Here is a 17,067-nt window from a genome sequence, read left to right on the forward strand (position 1 = left end):
GGCGAGGACCCGGTCATCGATGTGCGGGGGCTGAACAAGTCCTTCGGGTCGCTGCATGCGGTGAAGGACTTCGGCATCACGGTCGAGCGCGGGCGCATCTGCGGCTTCCTGGGGCCGAACGGCGCGGGCAAGACGACGACCCTGCGGATGCTGTGCGGCCTGCTGACCCCGGACAGCGGCGAGGGGACGGTGCTGGGCTTCGACGTCATGCGGCAGTCGCGCGAGATCAAGACGCGGGTCGGCTACATGACCCAGAAATTCTCGCTCTACGAAGACCTGTCGATCGAGCAGAACCTGACCTTCACCGCCCGGATTCACGAACTGAAGACCCGCCGGGCGACGGTGCAGGCGGCGCTGGAGCGGCTGGGGCTGGTCGAGCGGCGGGCGCAGCTGGCCGGGACGCTGTCGGGCGGGTGGAAGCAGCGGCTGGCGCTGGCGGCGGCGACCCTGCACCAGCCGGACCTGCTGCTGCTGGACGAGCCTACGGCCGGGGTCGATCCGGAGGCGCGGCGCACCTTCTGGGACGAGATCCACGCCCTGGCGGCGGACGGCATGACGGTGCTGGTCTCGACCCACTACATGGACGAGGCCGAGCGCTGTCACGAGATCGCCTATATCGCGGGCGGCCGGACCCTGGCGCGCGGGACGGCGGACGAGGTGATCGACGGCTCGGGCCTGATCACCTTCCATGCCGAGGGGCCGGGGGCGGATCGCCTGGCGCCTGAGCTGCGCGGCAAGCCGGGGGTGGAGATGGTCGCGCCGTTCGGCACGGTGCTGCACGTCTCGGGCCGCGACCGGGCGGCGCTGGAGGCGGCGATCGCGCCGCTGCGCAAGGCCCCGCTGAAATGGACCGAGACGCGGCCGACGCTGGAGGACGTCTTCATTCAGATGATCCACGACATCGAGGCCGGGAAGGCGCGGGAGGCGGCTTGATGTTCTCCCTGACCCGCACCTGGGCCGTGATGGCCAAGGAGTTCATCCAGCTGACGCGCGACCGGCTGACCTACGCCATGATCCTGGCCCTGCCGATCATGCAGCTGCTGCTGTTCGGCTATGCGATCAACGACGATCCCCGGAACCTGCCGACGGCGGTGCTGGTGCAGGACAACGGCGGCTTCTCGCGCTCGATCCTGACCGCGCTGGACAACAGCGGCTATTTCGAGATCACCCTGCAGGCGCGCAGCCAGGGCGAGCTGGACCGGGCGCTGGCGCGGGGCGAAGTGCAGTTCGCGGTGGTGATCCCGGCCGACTTCACCCGGCGCGTGGTGCGGGGCGACAAGGCCCAGATCCTGGTCGAGGCCGACGCCGCCGATCCCTCGGCGACCAGCGGGGCGGTGGCGGCGATCGCCAGCCTGCCGCAGCAGGCGCTGGCGCGCGAGCTGACCGGGCCGCTGGCCGACCGGGCGCCGGGCGCCCAGCCGTTCGAGGTGGTGGTGCACCGCCGGTACAATCCCGAGGCCGTCACCGCCTTCAACATCGTGCCCGGCCTGCTGGGCGTGATCCTGTCGATGACCCTGGTGATGATGACCTCGCTGGGCATGGCGCGGGAGCGCGAGCGGGGCACGATGGAGAGCCTGCTGGCGACGCCGGTCCGGCCGCTCGAGGTCATGGTGGGCAAGCTGAGCCCCTATGTCCTGGTCGGACTGATCCAGGCGGCGGTGATCCTGGTGATGGCGCGGGTGCTGTTCGCCGTGCCGATGAGCGGCGGCTGGATCGCCCTGATCCTGGGGCTGAACCTGTTCATCGTCGGCTCGCTGGCGCTGGGCTTCCTGATCTCGACCCTGGCCAAGACCCAGCTGCAGGCCATGCAGATGAGCTTCTTCTACATGCTGCCGTCGATCCTGCTGTCGGGCTTCATGTTCCCGTTCCGGGGCATGCCGGGCTGGGCGCAGGCGATTGGCGAGGCGATCCCCGTCACCCACTTCCTGCGGGTGGTGCGGGGATCGCTGCTGAAGGGCGTCGGGATCGAGAACGCAGGCCCCAGCCTGCTGGCCCTGACGCTGTTCGTGATGGTGGTCGGGACGCTGGCGATGCTGCGCTACCGGACCACCCTCGATTAGGCCGCCGACAGGTCCACGTCGACGTTGCCGCGGGTGGCGTTCGAGTACGGGCAGACCTGGTGGGCCTTCTGGATCAGGTCGTCGATGACGGCCTGGTCGAGGCCGTGGTCGGTGACCTTGATGGCGATGTCCAGGTTGAAGCCTTCGCCGCGGGTGTTCGGACCGATGCCGACCGAGGTGCTGATCTTGGTGTCGGGGCCGACCGGCGTGCCCGCCTTGCCGCTGACCAGGCGCAGGGCGCCCATGTAGCAGGCGGCGTAGCCGGCCGCGAACAGCTGCTCCGGATTGGTCCCGGCGCCGCCCTTGCCGCCCATTTCGGCGGGCAGGGAGAGCAGGACGTCGATCTTGCCGTCGTCGGTGGTCGAGCGGCCCTCGTCGCGGCCGCCTCCGGTCGAGGTGGCGTGGGCGGTGTAGAGGACTTGCATGTCAGGTCTCCATCGTGAGAGCCGTCGCGAGCGGCGCTTTGTTATCGCGATAACGACTAGGTAGGCACGCCTGCGTGGAGAGTCCAGCCAGAAAGATGTCGCGAAATCATTTTTCTCGATAACTAAACGCTGAAGCCCTCACGCAGGGGAAGGCGGCGCGCCGGGCAAGCCTAGGCCAGCCCGGCCTTCTTCAGCGTCTTGTAGGCCTTGATCACGCGCTGGAGTTTGGCCTCGGCGCCGCGGTCGCCCTGGTTCAGGTCGGGGTGGAAGCGCTTCAGCAGCTCGTGATAGCGCGCCTTGACCGCCTTCTTGTCGGTGCGGGCGTCCAGGTCGAGGTCGGACAGGGCCGCCCGTTCCAGCTTGCCGAGGCGCAGATCGTCCTGGCCCTCGGGCCCCGCCTGTTCTTTGGTGCGGCGGCCGAACAGGCCGAAGCTGTCGCGCCATGAGCCGGCGCCGGTGTTGTTGGACGTGCCCATCTTGGCGGCGAAGGCGGCGGCCTCGCGCGTGAACTTGCCGGCCTGCATCTCCCAGGTCGGGCGGCCGCCCGTCATGGCCTCATTTTCCTGAGCGGCGCGGACCTCGCCCTCGCTCATGCCGGCATAGAAGTTCCAGCCCTTGTTGTACTCGCCCGCGTGGCGCTGACAGAAGTCGTAGAAATCGTTCAACCGCTCGCGCGACTTCGGCGCCCGGGCCGTGGCGGCCTGGCGGCAGTCCGGCCAGTTGCAGGGCTTCTCGCCGGGCTTGAGATGCAGGACATCGGCCTCCGCAGCCTCCTCTTCGGGCTTGGGCGGCTTGATGCGCATGTCCTTGAAGCGCGGCGTGTATTGAAAGGCAGACGACATCGCCCGAAGTGTAGGGCTGAATTAGACCGCAACAAGGACTTGACGATGCCCGAAGGGCCGATCGCGACGATTATCCGCCAGAAACTGACCGCCGGGCTGGCTCCGGAGCGTCTGGAGATCGAGGACGACAGCTGGCGGCACGCCGGTCACCATCACGAAGGCGGCATGGACGCGCAGCCCGGCGGCGAGAGCCACTTCAATCTGACGGTGGTCTCGGCGGCCTTCGAGGGGCAGGGACGGGTGCAGCGCCAGCGGGCGGTGAACGGCCTGTTGCGCGACGAGCTGGCCGGTCCGGTCCATGCGCTCTCGATCAAGGCCCTGACGCCGGCCGAGGCCGCGTAGGGTTAAGATCAGCGAACAGAGTTTGTCATAGAAGCGTCAGCGTTCACTTCGTCTTAGGGGGTTCCCCGTAGCGTCCGCGCCGGGTTGTGCAATCGCATCGCGGGGCTGGAATGGTTGAATCGGACGGCATCGGGAAGCCCGTCGGCAGCGATCCGGACTCCGGGGAAGCCGCGCAGGCCCTGCGCGCCATCCTTCAAACCCAGTATCTGCGCTACCTGATCATCGCCAGCTGGGCGATCGGCCTGCTGGCCACGGTCGGCTGGACCGCCGCCACCCTGTGGTTCGTCGGCACCCTGGCCGCGGGCGCCCTGCGCGGCGCGGTCGAGAAGCGCATCAGCCAGCGCGTCGGCGCCGGCTGGGGGCTGGTCTTCCCGGCGGTCGCCACCGCCACGACCGCTGCCTGGGCCGCCGCGCCGCTGCTGGCCTGGTTCTCGGGCGCCACCTTCGGCCCCTCGCTGGGCATGACCCTTCTGGTCGCCGGCTATGTGCTGGTGTTCGCGCAGCTTCGCAGCTCGCCGCGTCAGGCCATCGTGATCTCCTCGCCCTACGGCGCCGCCGCGCTGATCATCGCCGGCAGCCTGTGGGGCACGCCCGAGTTCTGGCAGTTCCTGGCCGTGGTCCCGTTCACCGCGGCCGGCCTGTTCGTGCTGGTCACCATGACCATGCTGCGGGAAGAGCGCATCCGCGCCTTCCAGGAGCATCAGGCTCACCTGATCGAGGAGCTGGAATCGGCGCGCGACAAGGCCAACGCCGCCAATGACGCCAAGTCCAACTTCCTGGGCGTGATCTCGCACGAGCTGCGCACGCCGATGAACGGGGTGCTGGGCGCGGCCCAACTGCTGGCGGCGACCCGCCTGGAGCCGACGCAGCGCGAATATCTGTCGATCATCCGCAACTCGGGCGACAATCTGCTGTCGCTGCTGAACGACATCCTCGACATGACCAAGATCGAGGCCGGCAAGATGACCTTCGAGGTCGTCGACGTGAACGTCGAGGATCTGGACAAACGCGTCACCGGTCCGTTCCAGGCGCAGGCGGAAGCCAAGGGCCTGGACTTCGTGGCCGTGCGCGAGGGCGAGGTCCCGGCCGTGGTGCGCGGCGATCCGCTGCGCGTCTGCCAGGTGATCCACAACCTGCTGTCCAATGCGGTCAAGTTCACCGACGCCGGGACGATCACCTATACGGTGCGCGGCGAACGGCTGAGCGACCAGGCCGTGCGCTTCGACTTCATGATCCGCGACTCGGGCTCGGGCATCGCGCCGGAAGATCTGGAGCGCCTGTTCCAGCCCTTCACCCAGGTCGACGCCTCATCCACGCGCCGCTTCGGCGGCACCGGGCTGGGCCTGACCATCTCGCGCCGCATGGCCAACATCATGGGCGGCGACATCACCGTGGAATCGACCGTGGGCGAGGGCTCGACCTTCACCTTCAGCGTCGAGGCCGAAGTGGTTCGCTGGATCGACGAAGACGCGGCCGAGGCCATCGTCGCCGAGATCGAGGGCGGCCAGGCCCTGAACGTGCTGATCGTCGAGGATCACCCGGTGAACCGGATGATCCTGGAGGCCTGGATGTCGTCGGCGGGCCATACCTCGGCCACCGCCGAGAACGGCCAGATCGCCATCGAGGCCGCGGGCGAGCAGCGCTTCGACCTGGTCATCATGGACGTGAACATGCCGGTGATGGACGGTCTGACCGCCACCCGCGCCATCCGCGCCGGGACCGGCCCGAACTGCGACACGCCGGTGGTGGTGCTGTCGGCCTCGGCCCGCACCGAGGATCACCAGGCGGGCCTGGACGCGGGCGCCGACGCCTATCTGAACAAGCCGATCGACTTCGCCGCCCTGGCCATGGTCATGAACCGCGTCAGCGCGGGGCGTGCTGGTGTGCGGGCGCTGTCGACCGTGCAAGAGGCCCAGGCCGCGTAAGGCGGCCGCGTAACAGCGCTGAAACACTGGCGTTCAAAAGCCGCCCGCCCGCTGAACCTCGGGTGAGCACGGCTGTTCAGACCCGGCTCAAGGGCCGGGGTCCAGATTGCGGGCAAGTCGAAATCCTTCGGCCGCAACTGGAGACACGACCATGAAAAAGGTTCTCACCGCCGCAATCGCCGCCACCCTGGCTCTGGGCTCGGTCGGGATGGCCTCCGCCGCCGAAGCGCAGTCGCGCGGCCAGGATCGCTACGAACAGCGCCAGGACCGCCGCGATGACCGGGCTGATCGCCGGGACGACCGTCGCGAGGCCCGTCAGGACCAACGCGCCTATGCCCGCTGGCAGCAGTCGCAACGCCGCTACAGCGCGGGCCGCTACACCCCGCCGCGCGGCTATCAGACCCGCGCCTGGGCCTATGGCCAGCGGATGCCCGCCAACTATCGCGGCAGCGCCTATGTGGTCCGCGACTACAACCGCTACGGCCTGCGCCAGCCGCCTTCGGGCTACCAGTATGTCCGCAGCGGCAATGACGTGGTCCTGACCGCCGTCGCCACCGGCCTGATCACGGCCGTCATCGCGGGCCTGTTCAACTAAAGCCTGACGATCTGAGCTGACTGAAACGCCCCGGGAGGAGACTTCCGGGGCGTTTTCGATTCTGACCTAGAGCAGCTGCACGTCCGGGACGTTGGCCGAGAGTCGGAGCAGCAGGCCGCGAAGAACGGTCAGCTCCTCCGGCGTGAACCCCTCCCGGACGCGGGCGTCGTGGGTCATGGCCGCCTGACGCAGCCGGTTGAACAGGTCCCGGCCGGAGGAGGTGAGCGACACCTGATGCACCCGGCGGTTCTCGGGCAGGCGGGTGCGTTCGATCAGGCCGTCCCGCTCCATGTTGTTCAGATGATGGGTCAGGGTAGGGCCCTGGATCCCCACGGCCGCAGCCACTTCGGTCTGGGTCCTGTGCGGCCCCTGCACCAGCGCCAGCAGGATCAGCCAGACCGGGGTGGAGCCGCCGGCGGCGGCCAGGGCGTCCTCGAACGCGCGTCCGCAGCCCTTGGCGGCCTTGGCCAGAACGAGACCGATCGGAGAGTCTTCAGGCGACATGAAATTACTTGTAGACATCGAATGATTAGATATCTATCGATTAGATATCGAAGACAGAGAGCCACATCCGGCGGAGCCGGGCAAGCCTCAGACACGGAGACGGTCCCATGTTCGACTTCCAACCCCATCCCCACCTCGGCCTGATCCTGATGGGCGGCGTGTTCGCCTGGGCCGGGATCCAGCACTTCTTCCACTTCCGCCATCTGACCGGATGGCTGGCCAGCCGGCGCTGGCCGTTCCCGGCGACTCTACTGACGCTGGGGTCGCTGCTTCAGATCGCGGGGGGCGGCCTGCTGATCGTCGGGGTGCTGATCCCGTTCGCGGCGGCGGCGCTGATCGTCTTCACCGTGGTGGCCAACCTGACCCTGCTGGATTTCTGGCGTCAGCCCCCGGAGATGCGCCAGACCTCGCAGAACGCCTTCACCGGCAATATCGCGCTGATCGGCGGGCTGCTTCTGGCCGCCTGCGGCGGTTGAAAATCGCGGAGGAGGGTTCCAATCGCCGGGTCAGGCGTTAGACCCGGCCCATGACCAACCTCGTCGCTCCCCTGAACGAGGCGGTGGCCGCGGGCCAGAAGGCCGCCGCGGTCGACGCCGCCATGATCGCCAAGCTGACCGACATGGCCGGCGACTTCGCGATCAACCTGTCCATCGCCATCCTGATCTTCATCGTCACCATCTTCGCCTCGCGCTGGGCGTCGAGCATGACGCGCAGGGGGCTGGGGCGGGTGCGCGGCTTCCGCCAGGATCCGACGGTGCTCAGCTTCGCCGTCCAGGTGGTGCGGGTCATCGTCTTCCTGATCGGCTTCATCGCCGTGCTGCAGCGGCTTGGCGTGCAGACGACCTCGATCATCGCCGTGCTGGGCGCCGCCTCGCTGGCGGTCGGCCTGGCGCTGCAAGGGACGCTGTCCAATGTGGCGGCGGGCGTCATGCTGCTGATCCTGCGGCCCTATCGCGTCGGAGACCTGATCGACGTGGGCGGGCGGGTCGGCACGGTGCAGCGGCTGGACCTGTTCCTGACCCAGATGTCGGACGCCAACAACGTCAAGATCGTGGTGCCCAACTCCAAGGTCTTTGGCGACACCATCCTGAACCTGTCCGGCCAGCGGACGCGGAGGATGGAGCTGAAGATCGGCGTCGGCTACGGCGACAACCTGAACACCGCCCGCGAGGCGCTGGTCGGGGCGGCGGCGGCGCACGAGCATGTGCTGGCCGATCCCGCGCCGTGGGCGGGGGTGACGGCCCTGCGGGACAGTTCGGTCGAGATGACGCTGCAGGCCTGGACCAAGTCGGGCGACTACTGGCAGGCCAAGGCCGACGTGCTGCAGGCCGCGAAAGAGGCGCTGGACGCCGCAAACATCGAGATTCCCTTCCCCCATCAGGTGGCTGTGCCGTATGGCGACGAGGACGAGCCCGAAGCGCCGCCTGCGCCGAGGGTCCGCAGGGGCAAAAGCAGCGATCCGGCGCCGGGCCAGCCGGCCACGGACCACGGCAGCGAGGGGTAGGGCGTGCGTTACGACTTCGGTTCGGACAACACCGCCGGCATGGCGCCCGCGGCCCTGCAGGGGCTGATCGCGGCCAATGAGGGCTATGCCCGCGCCTATGGGGCGGACGACGTCACCGCCCGCGCCGCGGACCAGATCCGGCAAAGGCTGGATGCGGACGCCGAGGTGCGCTTCGTCTTCTCGGGCACGGCCGCCAATTCCATCGCCCTGTCGATGCTGGCCTGGCCGCACGAAGCGGTGCTGGCCCACCATGCGGCCCATATCTGCACGGATGAGACCGGGGCGCCGGGCTTCTTCGGTCAGGGCGTGGGCCTGGTCGGCCTGCCGGGTTTTTCCGGCAAGATCGAGCTGGCGGCGCTGCAGGCGGCGCTGGACGAGCCCGAGGTCAGCCACCGCCAGCCCGCCGCGGCGCTGAGCCTGACCCAGTCGACCGAATACGGCACGGTCTACACTGAGGAAGAACTACGCCACCTGATCGAGCCGGTGAAGGCCAAGGGCTATGGCGTACACATGGACGGGGCGCGGCTGGCCAATGCGGCGGCGGCGGGTTTCGACCTGACCCAGATCGCCCGGCTGGGCGTGGACATCCTGGTGTTCGGCGGGGCGAAGGCGGGCGCCAACTGCACTGAAGCCATCGTCATGTTCGACAAGTCGCTGGCGCGGCGGATCGACAACCGGCTGAAACAGGCGGGACAGACGGCCTCCAAGGGCCGCTTCCTGGCCGGGCCCTTCCTCGGCCTGCTGGAGAGCAAGGCTTGGGAGGACGGCGGCGCCCACGCCAATCTGATGGCCCAGCGCCTGGCCGCCGGGGTTTCGTCAAACACCAGCTTCGCCCTGGCCCATCCGGTCGAGGCCAATGCGGTCTTCGTGCGCATGTCGCCCAAGGCGCACCAGCGGCTGAACGACCTGGGCTGGGCCTGCTACCGCTTCGACGACGGCTCGGTGCGCTTCGTCTGCTCCTGGGCGACGCGGGAAGAGGTGGTCGACGAGCTGCTCGAGGCCATGCGCGGGCTTTGACGCCGGCCTGCTGACAGGAACGGTTCCGGCGGGCTGGCAGTTAGGCTGACTCAGCCCCATGTTCGGGGTCCACGGCGGGGGAGCCCAGTCCGCATGAACGTGCATTCGCCGATCCGGCCGAATCTTGACGACGACGTCGACCTGTTCCTGACGGTTCGGGCGGCGATGCCCGAATTGGCCCGGGGCCTGTCGGCGGAGGACCTGTCCGCCCAGTCGATGGCCGACTGCAGCCCCGGCAAATGGCATCTGGCCCACACCAGCTGGTTCTTCGAGGCGATGATCCTGTCGCAGACGCCCGGCTACCGGCCCGTCGACGACCGCTGGCAGATCCTGTTCAACAGCTACTACGAGGCGCTGGGCGAGCGCGTGGCGCGGCCCGAGCGCGGGCTGATGACCCGCCCGTCGCTGGACGAGGTGATGGCCTACCGGCGCGAGATCGACCGTCGGATGGTCGACTGGCTGGGGCGGAAGGAGGCCGACGCGCGGTCCCGCTATCTGTTCACCCTGGGTCTGCATCACGACCAGCAGCATCAGGAGCTGTTCCTGATGGATATGCTGAACCTGCTGTCCCACTCGCCCCTGGCGCCCGCCGCCTATGGCAAGGAGCCGCGCTCGGGCCCGGTCGAGCCGTCGCGGGGCGGGGAGACGGTCTTCGCCGGCGGCCTGGTCGAGATCGGCCACGACGACGATGACTTCGCCTTCGACAACGAGGGGCCGCGGCACCGCGTCTGGCTGGAGCCCTATGCGCTGGCCAACGACCTGGTGACCAACGGCGACTGGATCCGCTTCATCGAGGACGGCGGCTATGCGCGGCCGGAGCTGTGGCTGGCGGACGGCTGGGCCACGGTGAAGGCCGAGGGCTGGACGGCTCCGCTGTACTGGTCGCCGGGCGAGGACGGCTGGTCGGTGATGGGGCTGACGGGGCGCAAGGCGGTCGATCCGGCCGCGCCTGTCCGTCATGTCAGCCTGTACGAGGCCGACGCCTTCGCGCGCTGGTCCGGCCGCCGCCTGCCGACCGAGGCGGAGTGGGAACATGCGGTGGAAACCCGTCCGGACCTGCTGTCCAACGCCTTCGGCGAGGTCTGGCAGTGGACGGCGTCCGCCTATTCTCCCTATCCGGGCTTCACGCCGACCGAGGGAACGGCGTCCGAGTACAACGGCAAGTTCATGATCAACCAGGCGGTGCTGCGGGGATCCAGCTTCGCGACGCCGGACGGGCATGCCCGGGTCACCTACCGAAACTTCTTCTATCCGCACCAGCGCTGGGCCTTCGCGGGCCTGCGGCTGGCGTTGGATGCGCGCAACGATGGACCGCGGATGTCGGATGACGAGAACGCGGCCTTCCGCGACGACCTGATCGCGGGCCTGTCGTCCTCGCCGAAACGGACCTCGCCGAAATGGTTCTATGACGGGGCGGGTTCGGACCTGTTCGAAGAGATCACCCGGCTGCCGGAATACTATCCGACGCGGCAGGAGGCGGGCCTGTTGCGCACTGTCGCCCCGGACTGGGCCCCTCGGTTCGGCGCGGGCGCGGTGCTGGTCGAGTTCGGCTCGGGCGCCAGCGAGAAGACCCGCATCGTGCTGGACGCCGCTCCGGAGCTGTCCGCCTATGTGCCCGTCGACATCAGCCCCGACGCGCTGGACGCCGCCGCCGACCGCATCCGCGAGGCCTATCCCAAGCTGGAGGTCATTCCGGTGGTCGGCGACTTCCTGGCCCTGGGCGAACTGCCGGCGGGGCTGGGGCAGGGGCGCAAGGTCGGCTTCTTCCCGGGATCGACCATCGGCAATCTGACGCCCGATGAGGCCGTGGCCTTCCTGAAGGGCGCGCGGCGCCTGCTGGGGGACGACGCCCTGTTCGTGCTGGGGGTGGATCTGGTCAAGGACCCGGCGACGCTGGTCGCCGCCTATGACGATGCGCAGGGGGTGACCGCCGCCTTCAACCGCAACCTGCTGGTCCGCGCCAATCGCGAACTGGGCGCGGATTTCGACGTCGACGCCTTCGCTCACCGCGCCGTCTGGAACGCCGAGGCCTCGCGCATGGAAATGCACCTGCAGGCGACGCGGCATATGGCGATCCACATCGGCGGGCGGCGCGTCGTCTTCGCCCGCGGCGAGACCGTCCACACCGAGAACTCGCGCAAATTCACGGAAGCCTCGGTGCGCGACATCGCCGCCTCGTCGGGCTGGCGTGTGGCCGAGTTCCGCGAAGGCCCGGCGCCGTCGGTGGCTCTGGCCCTGCTGGAGGCCTGAACCGGCCGCCGGAACGACAAAGGGCGGCGCGTTCGGCGCCGCCCCTGTGAAGATCTGTCGGGAGAGACGCCTATTCGGCGTCGGGCGTGCGCGTCGTCCGAGACCCGTGGGACGCTTCGCCCCCCTTGCGGCCGGCCTGGGCGGCGAGGCTGCGGTCTTGGGAGAAGCTGCGTTTTTCGCTGGGCACGCTGGCGCCGCCCTTGCGGGCGATCTCGCGCTGGCGTTCCGGGTCCATCGAGGCGAAGCCCCGCTTGGACACGCCGGAGGCTCGGGTGGGCTGACCTTGAGCCATCTGGAGTTCCTTTCGTGGCGACGGTGGCGGTTGCGAAAAGAACCCCCTGACTCCCGTCCGGTTCCGGCCTTTCGGTCACGGAAATGCGAACGAATCAAAGGGGCTTGCCGATCGGGCCTTCTCCCCGGTCAGGCGAATCGACGCGCGGGGGCGGCGACATCCCGCTGGGGCGCTTCTTCGGGGAGGGCGCCGGGGTCGATATCCGGCTCCGGCGTGTCGGGCGGAAGAATCTCCGGTTCCAGGTCCGGCGAGGGGGCGGGCGTCTCGGGCGGCGTGGCCCCGGGATCGATGTCCGGGCTGTCGGGCTCTACATGGGTCATGGCGGTTCCTTTCGCCTGAACCAACGCCGTCGCGCGGGGGCTGTTTCATCACGATACGTGCGCGGAACCGTCCTCGGGGGCGGCGGATTGAAAAGGCCTGACGCCCTCCTGGAACCCGGAGCCCGCCCATGACCGAGACCTATGCCGACGACATCGACGATCCGGAGACGCCATCGTCACGCCTGGACCGCGAGGCGGCGGAGATCCTTCAGCGGGACGAGATGCGCCGGCTGGGCGTCCGGCCGCTGCGGCAGGCCCTGAAGGAGGACGCGCGTCTGGTGAGCGACTGGGGCAGGGCCCGCGCCGGCCGCCTGCGTCACACGGTCGAGGACGAGCCGATCCGCTATTCGCTCTATGCGCTGGGCATCGGCCTGCTGATCGGCCTGCTGGCCGCCCGCTAAGAGGGACCGCTGGCCGGGCGGGCGATCGGCGCGTGCTTCAGGGCTTCGTCCGAGACGAAGGGATTGCTCCGCCGCTCGGCCCCGAAGGTCGAGGAAGAGCCGTGTCCGGGGACGAAGGTCACGTCGTCGCCGAGAGGCCAGAGCTTGGTCACGATGGCGTCCAGCAGGGCGCCGTGATCGCTGCGCGGGAAGTCGGTGCGGCCGATGGAGCCCTGGAACAGCACATCGCCGACCTGGGCGAACCGGGCCTCGCGGTTGAAGAAGACGACATGGCCGGGGGTGTGCCCGGGGCAGTGGTAGACCTCCCACGTCGTCTCGCCGAGCGTCAGCGTGTCGCCGTCGCCCAGCCAGCGGGTCGGGGTGAAGCTGCGCGCATCGGGAATGCCGTACATCAGGCCGTTGGCCGGGATCTGGTCGATCCAGAACTGATCGGCCTCGTGCGGGCCGATGATGTCCAGCCCGGTCTTCTCCTGCATCTCGGCGGCGCCGCCGGCGTGGTCGAGGTGGCCGTGGGTGATCCAGATGGCCTCCAGGGTCAGGCCGTTCTGTCTCACGGCGGCCAGCAGGCCATCGACGGAGGCGCCCGGATCGATGATCGCGGCCTTCTTCGTCTTGCGGCACCAGACGATGGTGCAGTTCTGTTGCAGCGGGGTGACGGGAACGACGCCGACGCCGATCGGGGAGGGGGACTGGCTCATCCGGCACAGATAGCCGCGCCGGGCCTCCACCGAAACCGCCCCGGCTCACGTTGACCTTTGGGGCGGTCATCGACATAAGGGCGGGCTTCAAAGGCGCCGCCTCCAAAGGGCGGCCCTTCTGCTTTATCCCACACCGCGCGCGCCGGCCTCATTGGCGCCGCCACAGAGCGTCAGAACCCCGACCATGCAAGTCGTCGAAAAGTCCTCCGAAGGCCTGAGCCGCGTCATCGCGGTGACCATCCCCGTCGCCGAGCTGAACGAAAAGCTGGACGCGCGCCTGAAGGAAGTCGCGCCGCAGATGAAGCTGAAGGGCTTCCGTCCGGGCAAGGTGCCGCTGGCTCACGTCAAGAAGACGTTCGGCCGCGACCTGATGGGCGAGATCATCAACGACCAGCTGAACAGCTCCAGCCAGAAGGCCCTGGACGACGCCAAGGTGCGTCCGGCCGCTCCGGCCGAGATGAAGCTGACCTCGGACATGGACAAGGTCATCGCCGGTCAGGAAGACCTGGCCTACGAAATGGCCCTGGAAGTCATGCCGGACTTCACCCCGGTCGATCCCAAGACCCTGAAGCTGGCCCGCCCGACCTATGAAGCGTCGGACGCCGATCTGGACGAGGCCCTGACGGAGCTGGCCGGCCAGGCCAAGTCCTACGAGGACAAGAAGGGCAAGACGGTCAAGGCCGCCGACGGCGACCAGCTGACCATCGACTTCCTGGGCAAACTGGACGGCGAGCCCTTCGAAGGCGGCGCCGCCACCGACGCCGACCTGGTGATCGGTTCGAACCGCTTCATCCCGGGCTTCGAAGAGCAGCTGAAGGGCGCCAAGGTCGGCGAAGAGAAGACCATCGAGGTCACCTTCCCCGAGGATTATCAGGCCGCTCACCTGGCCGGTAAGAAGGCCACCTTCGACATCACCGTGAAGGCCATCAAGGCCGAGGCCGAAGCCAAGGTCGACGAAGAGTTCGCTAAGCGCATCGGCCTGGAATCGCTGGACAAGCTCAAGGAGCTGCTGCGCAACAACCTGAACCAGCAGTACACGGCCGCCGCCCGCTTCAAGCTGAAGCGCGCCCTGCTGGACGAGCTGGACAAGGCCCACAGCTTCCCGCTGCCGCCGAAGATGGTGGAAGCCGAGTTCGAGGGCATCTGGCAGCAGGTCGAGGCCGACAAGGCCGCCGGCCGCCTGCCGGAAGAGGACGCCAAGAAGTCCGACAAGAAGCTGAAGGAAGAGTACCAGAAGATCGCCGAGCGCCGCGTGCGCCTGGGTCTGGTGCTCGCCGAGATCGGCCGCGCCAACAACGTGCAGGTCTCGGACCAGGAACTGAACAACGCCATCATGAACGAGGCCCGCAACTATCCGGGCCAGGAGCGTCAGGTGTTGGACTTCTATCGCCAGAACCCGAACGCCGCCGCCCAGATGCGCGCCCCGATCTATGAGGAGAAGGTCTGCGACCTGATCTTCGGAACCGCCGACGTGACCGACACCCCGATCACCAAGGAAGAGCTGCTCAAGGAAGAAGACGAGATCTGATCTCGCCTTTGAGCCGCACCTGATCTCGAAAAGCCGCCGCTGCCGACGCAGCGGCGGCTTTTTTCTTGGGAGGCGCGTCGTCCCGGTCCATCATTCCGCGGGATCGCAGGGGTCGCTGGAGGACGGCGAAGCTTTGCAATACAATCGTGTGACGCGGGTCGCGGCCGGTGTTTGCGCCTGGGGAGTGGGTGATGAGCGTTCTGTTTGCGTCTTTCGCGGTCGCGGGATCCTTGATCCTGCAGGACCCGGCGCCGCCCGCGGCTCCCGTTCCGGCGGCGCAGGTTCCGCCGTCGGCGACTCAGCTGGAAGACGTCGTCGTCCAGCGTCAGCGCCTGGAGCGCGCCATCCGTAATTTCGTCGACGAGGTCGCGGCGCCTTCGCCCGGGCGTGGACCCGCGCGCTGGGATCGCCGGGTGTGCGTCGGCGTGGTCAATGTCCGCAACCCCGCCGCCCAGCACCTGGTCGATCGGGTGTCCCAGGTGGCCATGGATGTCGGGCTCGAGCCCGGCGAGCCGGGCTGCAAGGCGAACGTGGTGATCATCGGCACCTCCGACGGTCCGGCCCTGGCCCAGGCGCTGGTCGACGCCACCCCGCGCGCCTTCCGTCCGAACTGGAGCGGATCGGACCGCGGCGCCGTCGCCCTGGAGAAGTTCGTGGCGTCGGAAGCGCCGGTCCGCTGGTGGCACGTCGCCCTGCCGGTCGATTCCCAGACCGGCGCCCCCGTGGTTCGCATTCCCGGTCAGGACGACGAGCCGCGCATGACGGCGATCTTCGCCTCGTCGCGCCTGCGGACCCAGGTCCAGAACAATCTCGACCGAGTGTTCGTGATCGTCGATTTCGGCCGCGCCGAAGGGCTGAACTTCAACCAGCTCAGCGACTACATCGCCATGGTCGCGCTGGCCCAGATCGATCCGGACGCGGCGACCGGCAGCTTCAACTCGGTGCTGAACCTGTTCGAGCAGCCCGGCGGCGCCGGCATCGACGGCATGACCGACTGGGACCGCAGCTATCTGAGCGCCCTGTATGACGCGGAACTGAACCAGCTGCGGCCCAGCCACCAGGCTAGCTCCGTGTCCAACGCCATGGCCCATGATCGCCGGGCCCAGGCGGCGGCTCCCGCCGAGGACGAGGACAAGGCGGAGTGACGAAGCGTCGTCCCCGCCTTGCGTGAACGCTTCCTCAAGACGATATCCTGTCCAAGAGGGACAGCGGCCGCTGAGTCGCGCCCAAAAGCATCCGAGAAGGCCTGAATGCGCGATCCGATCGAACTGATGAACATGAACCTCGTCCCGATGGTGGTCGAGCAATCCAGCCGGGGCGAGCGCGCCTTCGACATCTTCTCGCGCCTGCTGCGCGAACGGATCATCTTCCTGACCGGTCCCTTCGAGGACGGCATGGCCTCGCTGATCTGCGCCCAGCTGCTGTTCCTGGAATCGGAGAACCCGAAGAAGGAAATCAGCATGTACATCAACAGCCCCGGCGGACAGGTGTCCTCGGCGCTCGCGATCTACGACACCATGCAATACATCCGCTCGCCGGTTTCGACGGTGTGCATGGGCATGGCCGCCTCGGCCGGCTCGCTGATCCTGACCGCCGGCGCCGCCGGCCAGCGCGTGGCCCTGCCGAACGCGCGGGTCATGGTGCACCAGCCTTCGGGTGGTTTCCGCGGCCAGGCCTCGGACATCGAGCTGCACGCGGCCGACATCCGCTACACCAAGAAGCGCCTCAACGAGATCTACGTCGAACACACCGGCCGGACCTATGAGGAAGTCGAGAAGACCCTGGACCGCGACCACTTCATGTCGGCCGAGGAAGCCAAGGCCTGGGGCATCGTGGACCACGTCTACGACCGCCGCGAACAGGCAGACGCCGACGGCGTGAAGACGCCCGGCGCCTGATCCGCACGGCGATGCCCGTCTGAGAGACCTGACAACCGCCGGCGCGTCCGGCGGTTGTTTTGTGTCTGTTCGTCTACTAGCGTTCTCTGTCGTCAGCTGGAGGGGGTGGTGATGAGAACGGCTCTTGGCGTGATGTTCGCCCTGTCCATGGGCCTGACGGCGCCGGCGGCCGCCGCGCAAGAGGCGCCGCAGCCCGCGCCCGCGCAGGCCGAGGCGACGGCCCTTGAGGATGTGGTGGTCACAGGGCGGCTGGAGGAACAGGTCCGGCGCTTCACGGAGGGGGCGTCCAATCCGGTTCCGTCGCGTGGTCTGGCCCGCTGGCGCGGACCGGTCTGCATCGGCGTCTATAATTTCCAGCGCGAGGCCGGCCAGCAGATCGCCGACGGCCTGGTCCAGGCGGGCGAAGCCCTGAACGTGCCGATCAAGGACGGCCCCTGCGATCCCAACATCATGATCATCGGCGCTG

Annotated in this window: 19 protein-coding genes and 1 pseudogene; 14 read left to right on the forward strand and 6 right to left on the reverse strand. The window is 68.3% G+C overall.

The genetic code is table 11. From position 1 onward, the window contains the following. The first annotated feature begins 21 nt into the window (after positions 1-21). On the forward strand, positions 22-933 hold the full coding sequence (locus Q0C81_RS04985) for an ABC transporter ATP-binding protein (protein WP_367117978.1): 912 nt from the start codon (positions 22-24) through the stop codon (positions 931-933). After that, positions 933-2,060, forward strand: coding sequence for an ABC transporter permease (locus Q0C81_RS04990; RefSeq protein ID WP_291834422.1), 1,128 nt, complete (start codon positions 933-935; stop codon positions 2,058-2,060). Before Q0C81_RS04985 ends, Q0C81_RS04990 begins: the two co-directional genes overlap by 1 nt. Here Q0C81_RS04990 and Q0C81_RS04995 read toward each other — a convergent pair. Beyond that, positions 2,057-2,485, reverse strand: coding sequence for an organic hydroperoxide resistance protein (locus tag Q0C81_RS04995; RefSeq protein ID WP_291834425.1), 429 nt, complete (start codon positions 2,483-2,485; stop codon positions 2,057-2,059). The two genes, Q0C81_RS04990 and Q0C81_RS04995, sit on opposite strands and share 4 nt — an antisense overlap. A gap of 170 nt (positions 2,486-2,655) precedes the next feature. Then, positions 2,656-3,327 carry a J domain-containing protein gene (locus Q0C81_RS05000; protein WP_291834429.1) on the reverse strand — a complete coding sequence of 224 codons (672 nt, stop codon included), beginning with the start codon at positions 3,325-3,327 and terminating at the stop codon, positions 2,656-2,658. A gap of 45 nt (positions 3,328-3,372) precedes the next feature. Between Q0C81_RS05000 and Q0C81_RS05005 the strand changes: the two genes are divergently transcribed. The 3 genes from Q0C81_RS05005 to Q0C81_RS05015 all read left to right on the forward strand — a co-directional run bounded on the left by Q0C81_RS05005 (position 3,373) and on the right by Q0C81_RS05015 (position 6,189). Then, the gene (locus Q0C81_RS05005; protein ID WP_291834432.1) at positions 3,373-3,669 is read left to right on the forward strand and encodes a BolA family transcriptional regulator; all 297 of its coding nucleotides are present in this window, start codon (positions 3,373-3,375) and stop codon (positions 3,667-3,669) included. Between the two features lie 110 nt (positions 3,670-3,779). Then, positions 3,780-5,594 carry an ATP-binding protein gene (locus Q0C81_RS05010; RefSeq protein ID WP_291834435.1) on the forward strand — a complete coding sequence of 605 codons (1,815 nt, stop codon included), beginning with the start codon at positions 3,780-3,782 and terminating at the stop codon, positions 5,592-5,594. 151 nt (positions 5,595-5,745) lie between these two features. Next, positions 5,746-6,189, forward strand: a complete 444-nt coding sequence (locus tag Q0C81_RS05015) for an RcnB family protein (protein WP_291834437.1) — start codon at positions 5,746-5,748, stop codon at positions 6,187-6,189. 66 nt (positions 6,190-6,255) lie between these two features. On the opposite strand, the gene Q0C81_RS05020 is transcribed toward Q0C81_RS05015, so the two are convergent. Then, positions 6,256-6,693, reverse strand: a complete 438-nt coding sequence (locus Q0C81_RS05020; RefSeq protein WP_291834440.1) for a MarR family winged helix-turn-helix transcriptional regulator — start codon at positions 6,691-6,693, stop codon at positions 6,256-6,258. Between the two features lie 107 nt (positions 6,694-6,800). Between Q0C81_RS05020 and Q0C81_RS05025 the strand changes: the two genes are divergently transcribed. The 4 genes from Q0C81_RS05025 (at position 6,801) to egtB (ending at position 11,464) form a co-directional block, all read left to right on the forward strand. Beyond that, positions 6,801-7,169 carry a DoxX family protein gene (locus Q0C81_RS05025; protein WP_291834442.1) on the forward strand — a complete coding sequence of 123 codons (369 nt, stop codon included), beginning with the start codon at positions 6,801-6,803 and terminating at the stop codon, positions 7,167-7,169. A gap of 50 nt (positions 7,170-7,219) precedes the next feature. Beyond that, positions 7,220-8,197, forward strand: coding sequence for a mechanosensitive ion channel family protein (locus Q0C81_RS05030; RefSeq protein ID WP_291834445.1), 978 nt, complete (start codon positions 7,220-7,222; stop codon positions 8,195-8,197). 3 nt (positions 8,198-8,200) lie between these two features. After that, positions 8,201-9,214, forward strand: a complete 1,014-nt coding sequence (locus tag Q0C81_RS05035; RefSeq protein WP_291834448.1) for a low specificity L-threonine aldolase — start codon at positions 8,201-8,203, stop codon at positions 9,212-9,214. 93 nt (positions 9,215-9,307) lie between these two features. Then, the gene (gene egtB / locus Q0C81_RS05040) at positions 9,308-11,464 is read left to right on the forward strand and encodes an ergothioneine biosynthesis protein EgtB (protein WP_291834451.1); all 2,157 of its coding nucleotides are present in this window, start codon (positions 9,308-9,310) and stop codon (positions 11,462-11,464) included. Between the two features lie 70 nt (positions 11,465-11,534). Here egtB and Q0C81_RS05045 read toward each other — a convergent pair whose 3' ends face one another. Next, positions 11,535-11,756: a general stress protein gene (locus Q0C81_RS05045; RefSeq protein WP_291834454.1), complete on the reverse strand. Its 222-nt coding sequence runs from the start codon at positions 11,754-11,756 to the stop codon at positions 11,535-11,537. 128 nt (positions 11,757-11,884) lie between these two features. Next, positions 11,885-12,076 carry a hypothetical protein gene (locus Q0C81_RS05050; RefSeq protein WP_291834457.1) on the reverse strand — a complete coding sequence of 64 codons (192 nt, stop codon included), beginning with the start codon at positions 12,074-12,076 and terminating at the stop codon, positions 11,885-11,887. Positions 12,077-12,204: 128 nt separating this feature from the next. On the opposite strand from Q0C81_RS05050, the gene Q0C81_RS05055 reads away from it, so the two are divergent. Continuing rightward, complete coding sequence (locus Q0C81_RS05055) at positions 12,205-12,477, forward strand: hypothetical protein (RefSeq protein WP_291834460.1); 273 nt, start codon at positions 12,205-12,207, stop codon at positions 12,475-12,477. Here Q0C81_RS05055 and Q0C81_RS05060 read toward each other — a convergent pair. Beyond that, complete coding sequence (locus Q0C81_RS05060) at positions 12,474-13,175, reverse strand: MBL fold metallo-hydrolase (protein WP_291834474.1); 702 nt, start codon at positions 13,173-13,175, stop codon at positions 12,474-12,476. The genes Q0C81_RS05055 and Q0C81_RS05060 overlap by 4 nt on opposite strands. 184 nt (positions 13,176-13,359) lie before the next feature. On the opposite strand from Q0C81_RS05060, the gene tig reads away from it, so the two are divergent. The 4 genes and pseudogenes from tig to Q0C81_RS05080 form a co-directional block, all read left to right on the forward strand. Beyond that, positions 13,360-14,703, forward strand: coding sequence for a trigger factor (gene tig, locus Q0C81_RS05065; protein ID WP_291834462.1), 1,344 nt, complete (start codon positions 13,360-13,362; stop codon positions 14,701-14,703). A gap of 191 nt (positions 14,704-14,894) precedes the next feature. Further along, positions 14,895-15,848 (forward strand): hypothetical protein, encoded by a 954-nt coding sequence (locus Q0C81_RS05070; protein WP_291834465.1) that lies wholly within the window; start codon positions 14,895-14,897, stop codon positions 15,846-15,848. Between the two features lie 105 nt (positions 15,849-15,953). After that, complete coding sequence (locus Q0C81_RS05075; RefSeq protein WP_291834468.1) at positions 15,954-16,601, forward strand: ATP-dependent Clp protease proteolytic subunit; 648 nt, start codon at positions 15,954-15,956, stop codon at positions 16,599-16,601. A gap of 111 nt (positions 16,602-16,712) precedes the next feature. Beyond that, a pseudogene (locus Q0C81_RS05080) lies at positions 16,713-17,067 on the forward strand (hypothetical protein); the annotation flags it as partial.

The sequence above is a fragment of the Brevundimonas sp. genome, from assembly GCF_023259385.1.
Lineage (GTDB): Bacteria > Pseudomonadota > Alphaproteobacteria > Caulobacterales > Caulobacteraceae > Brevundimonas.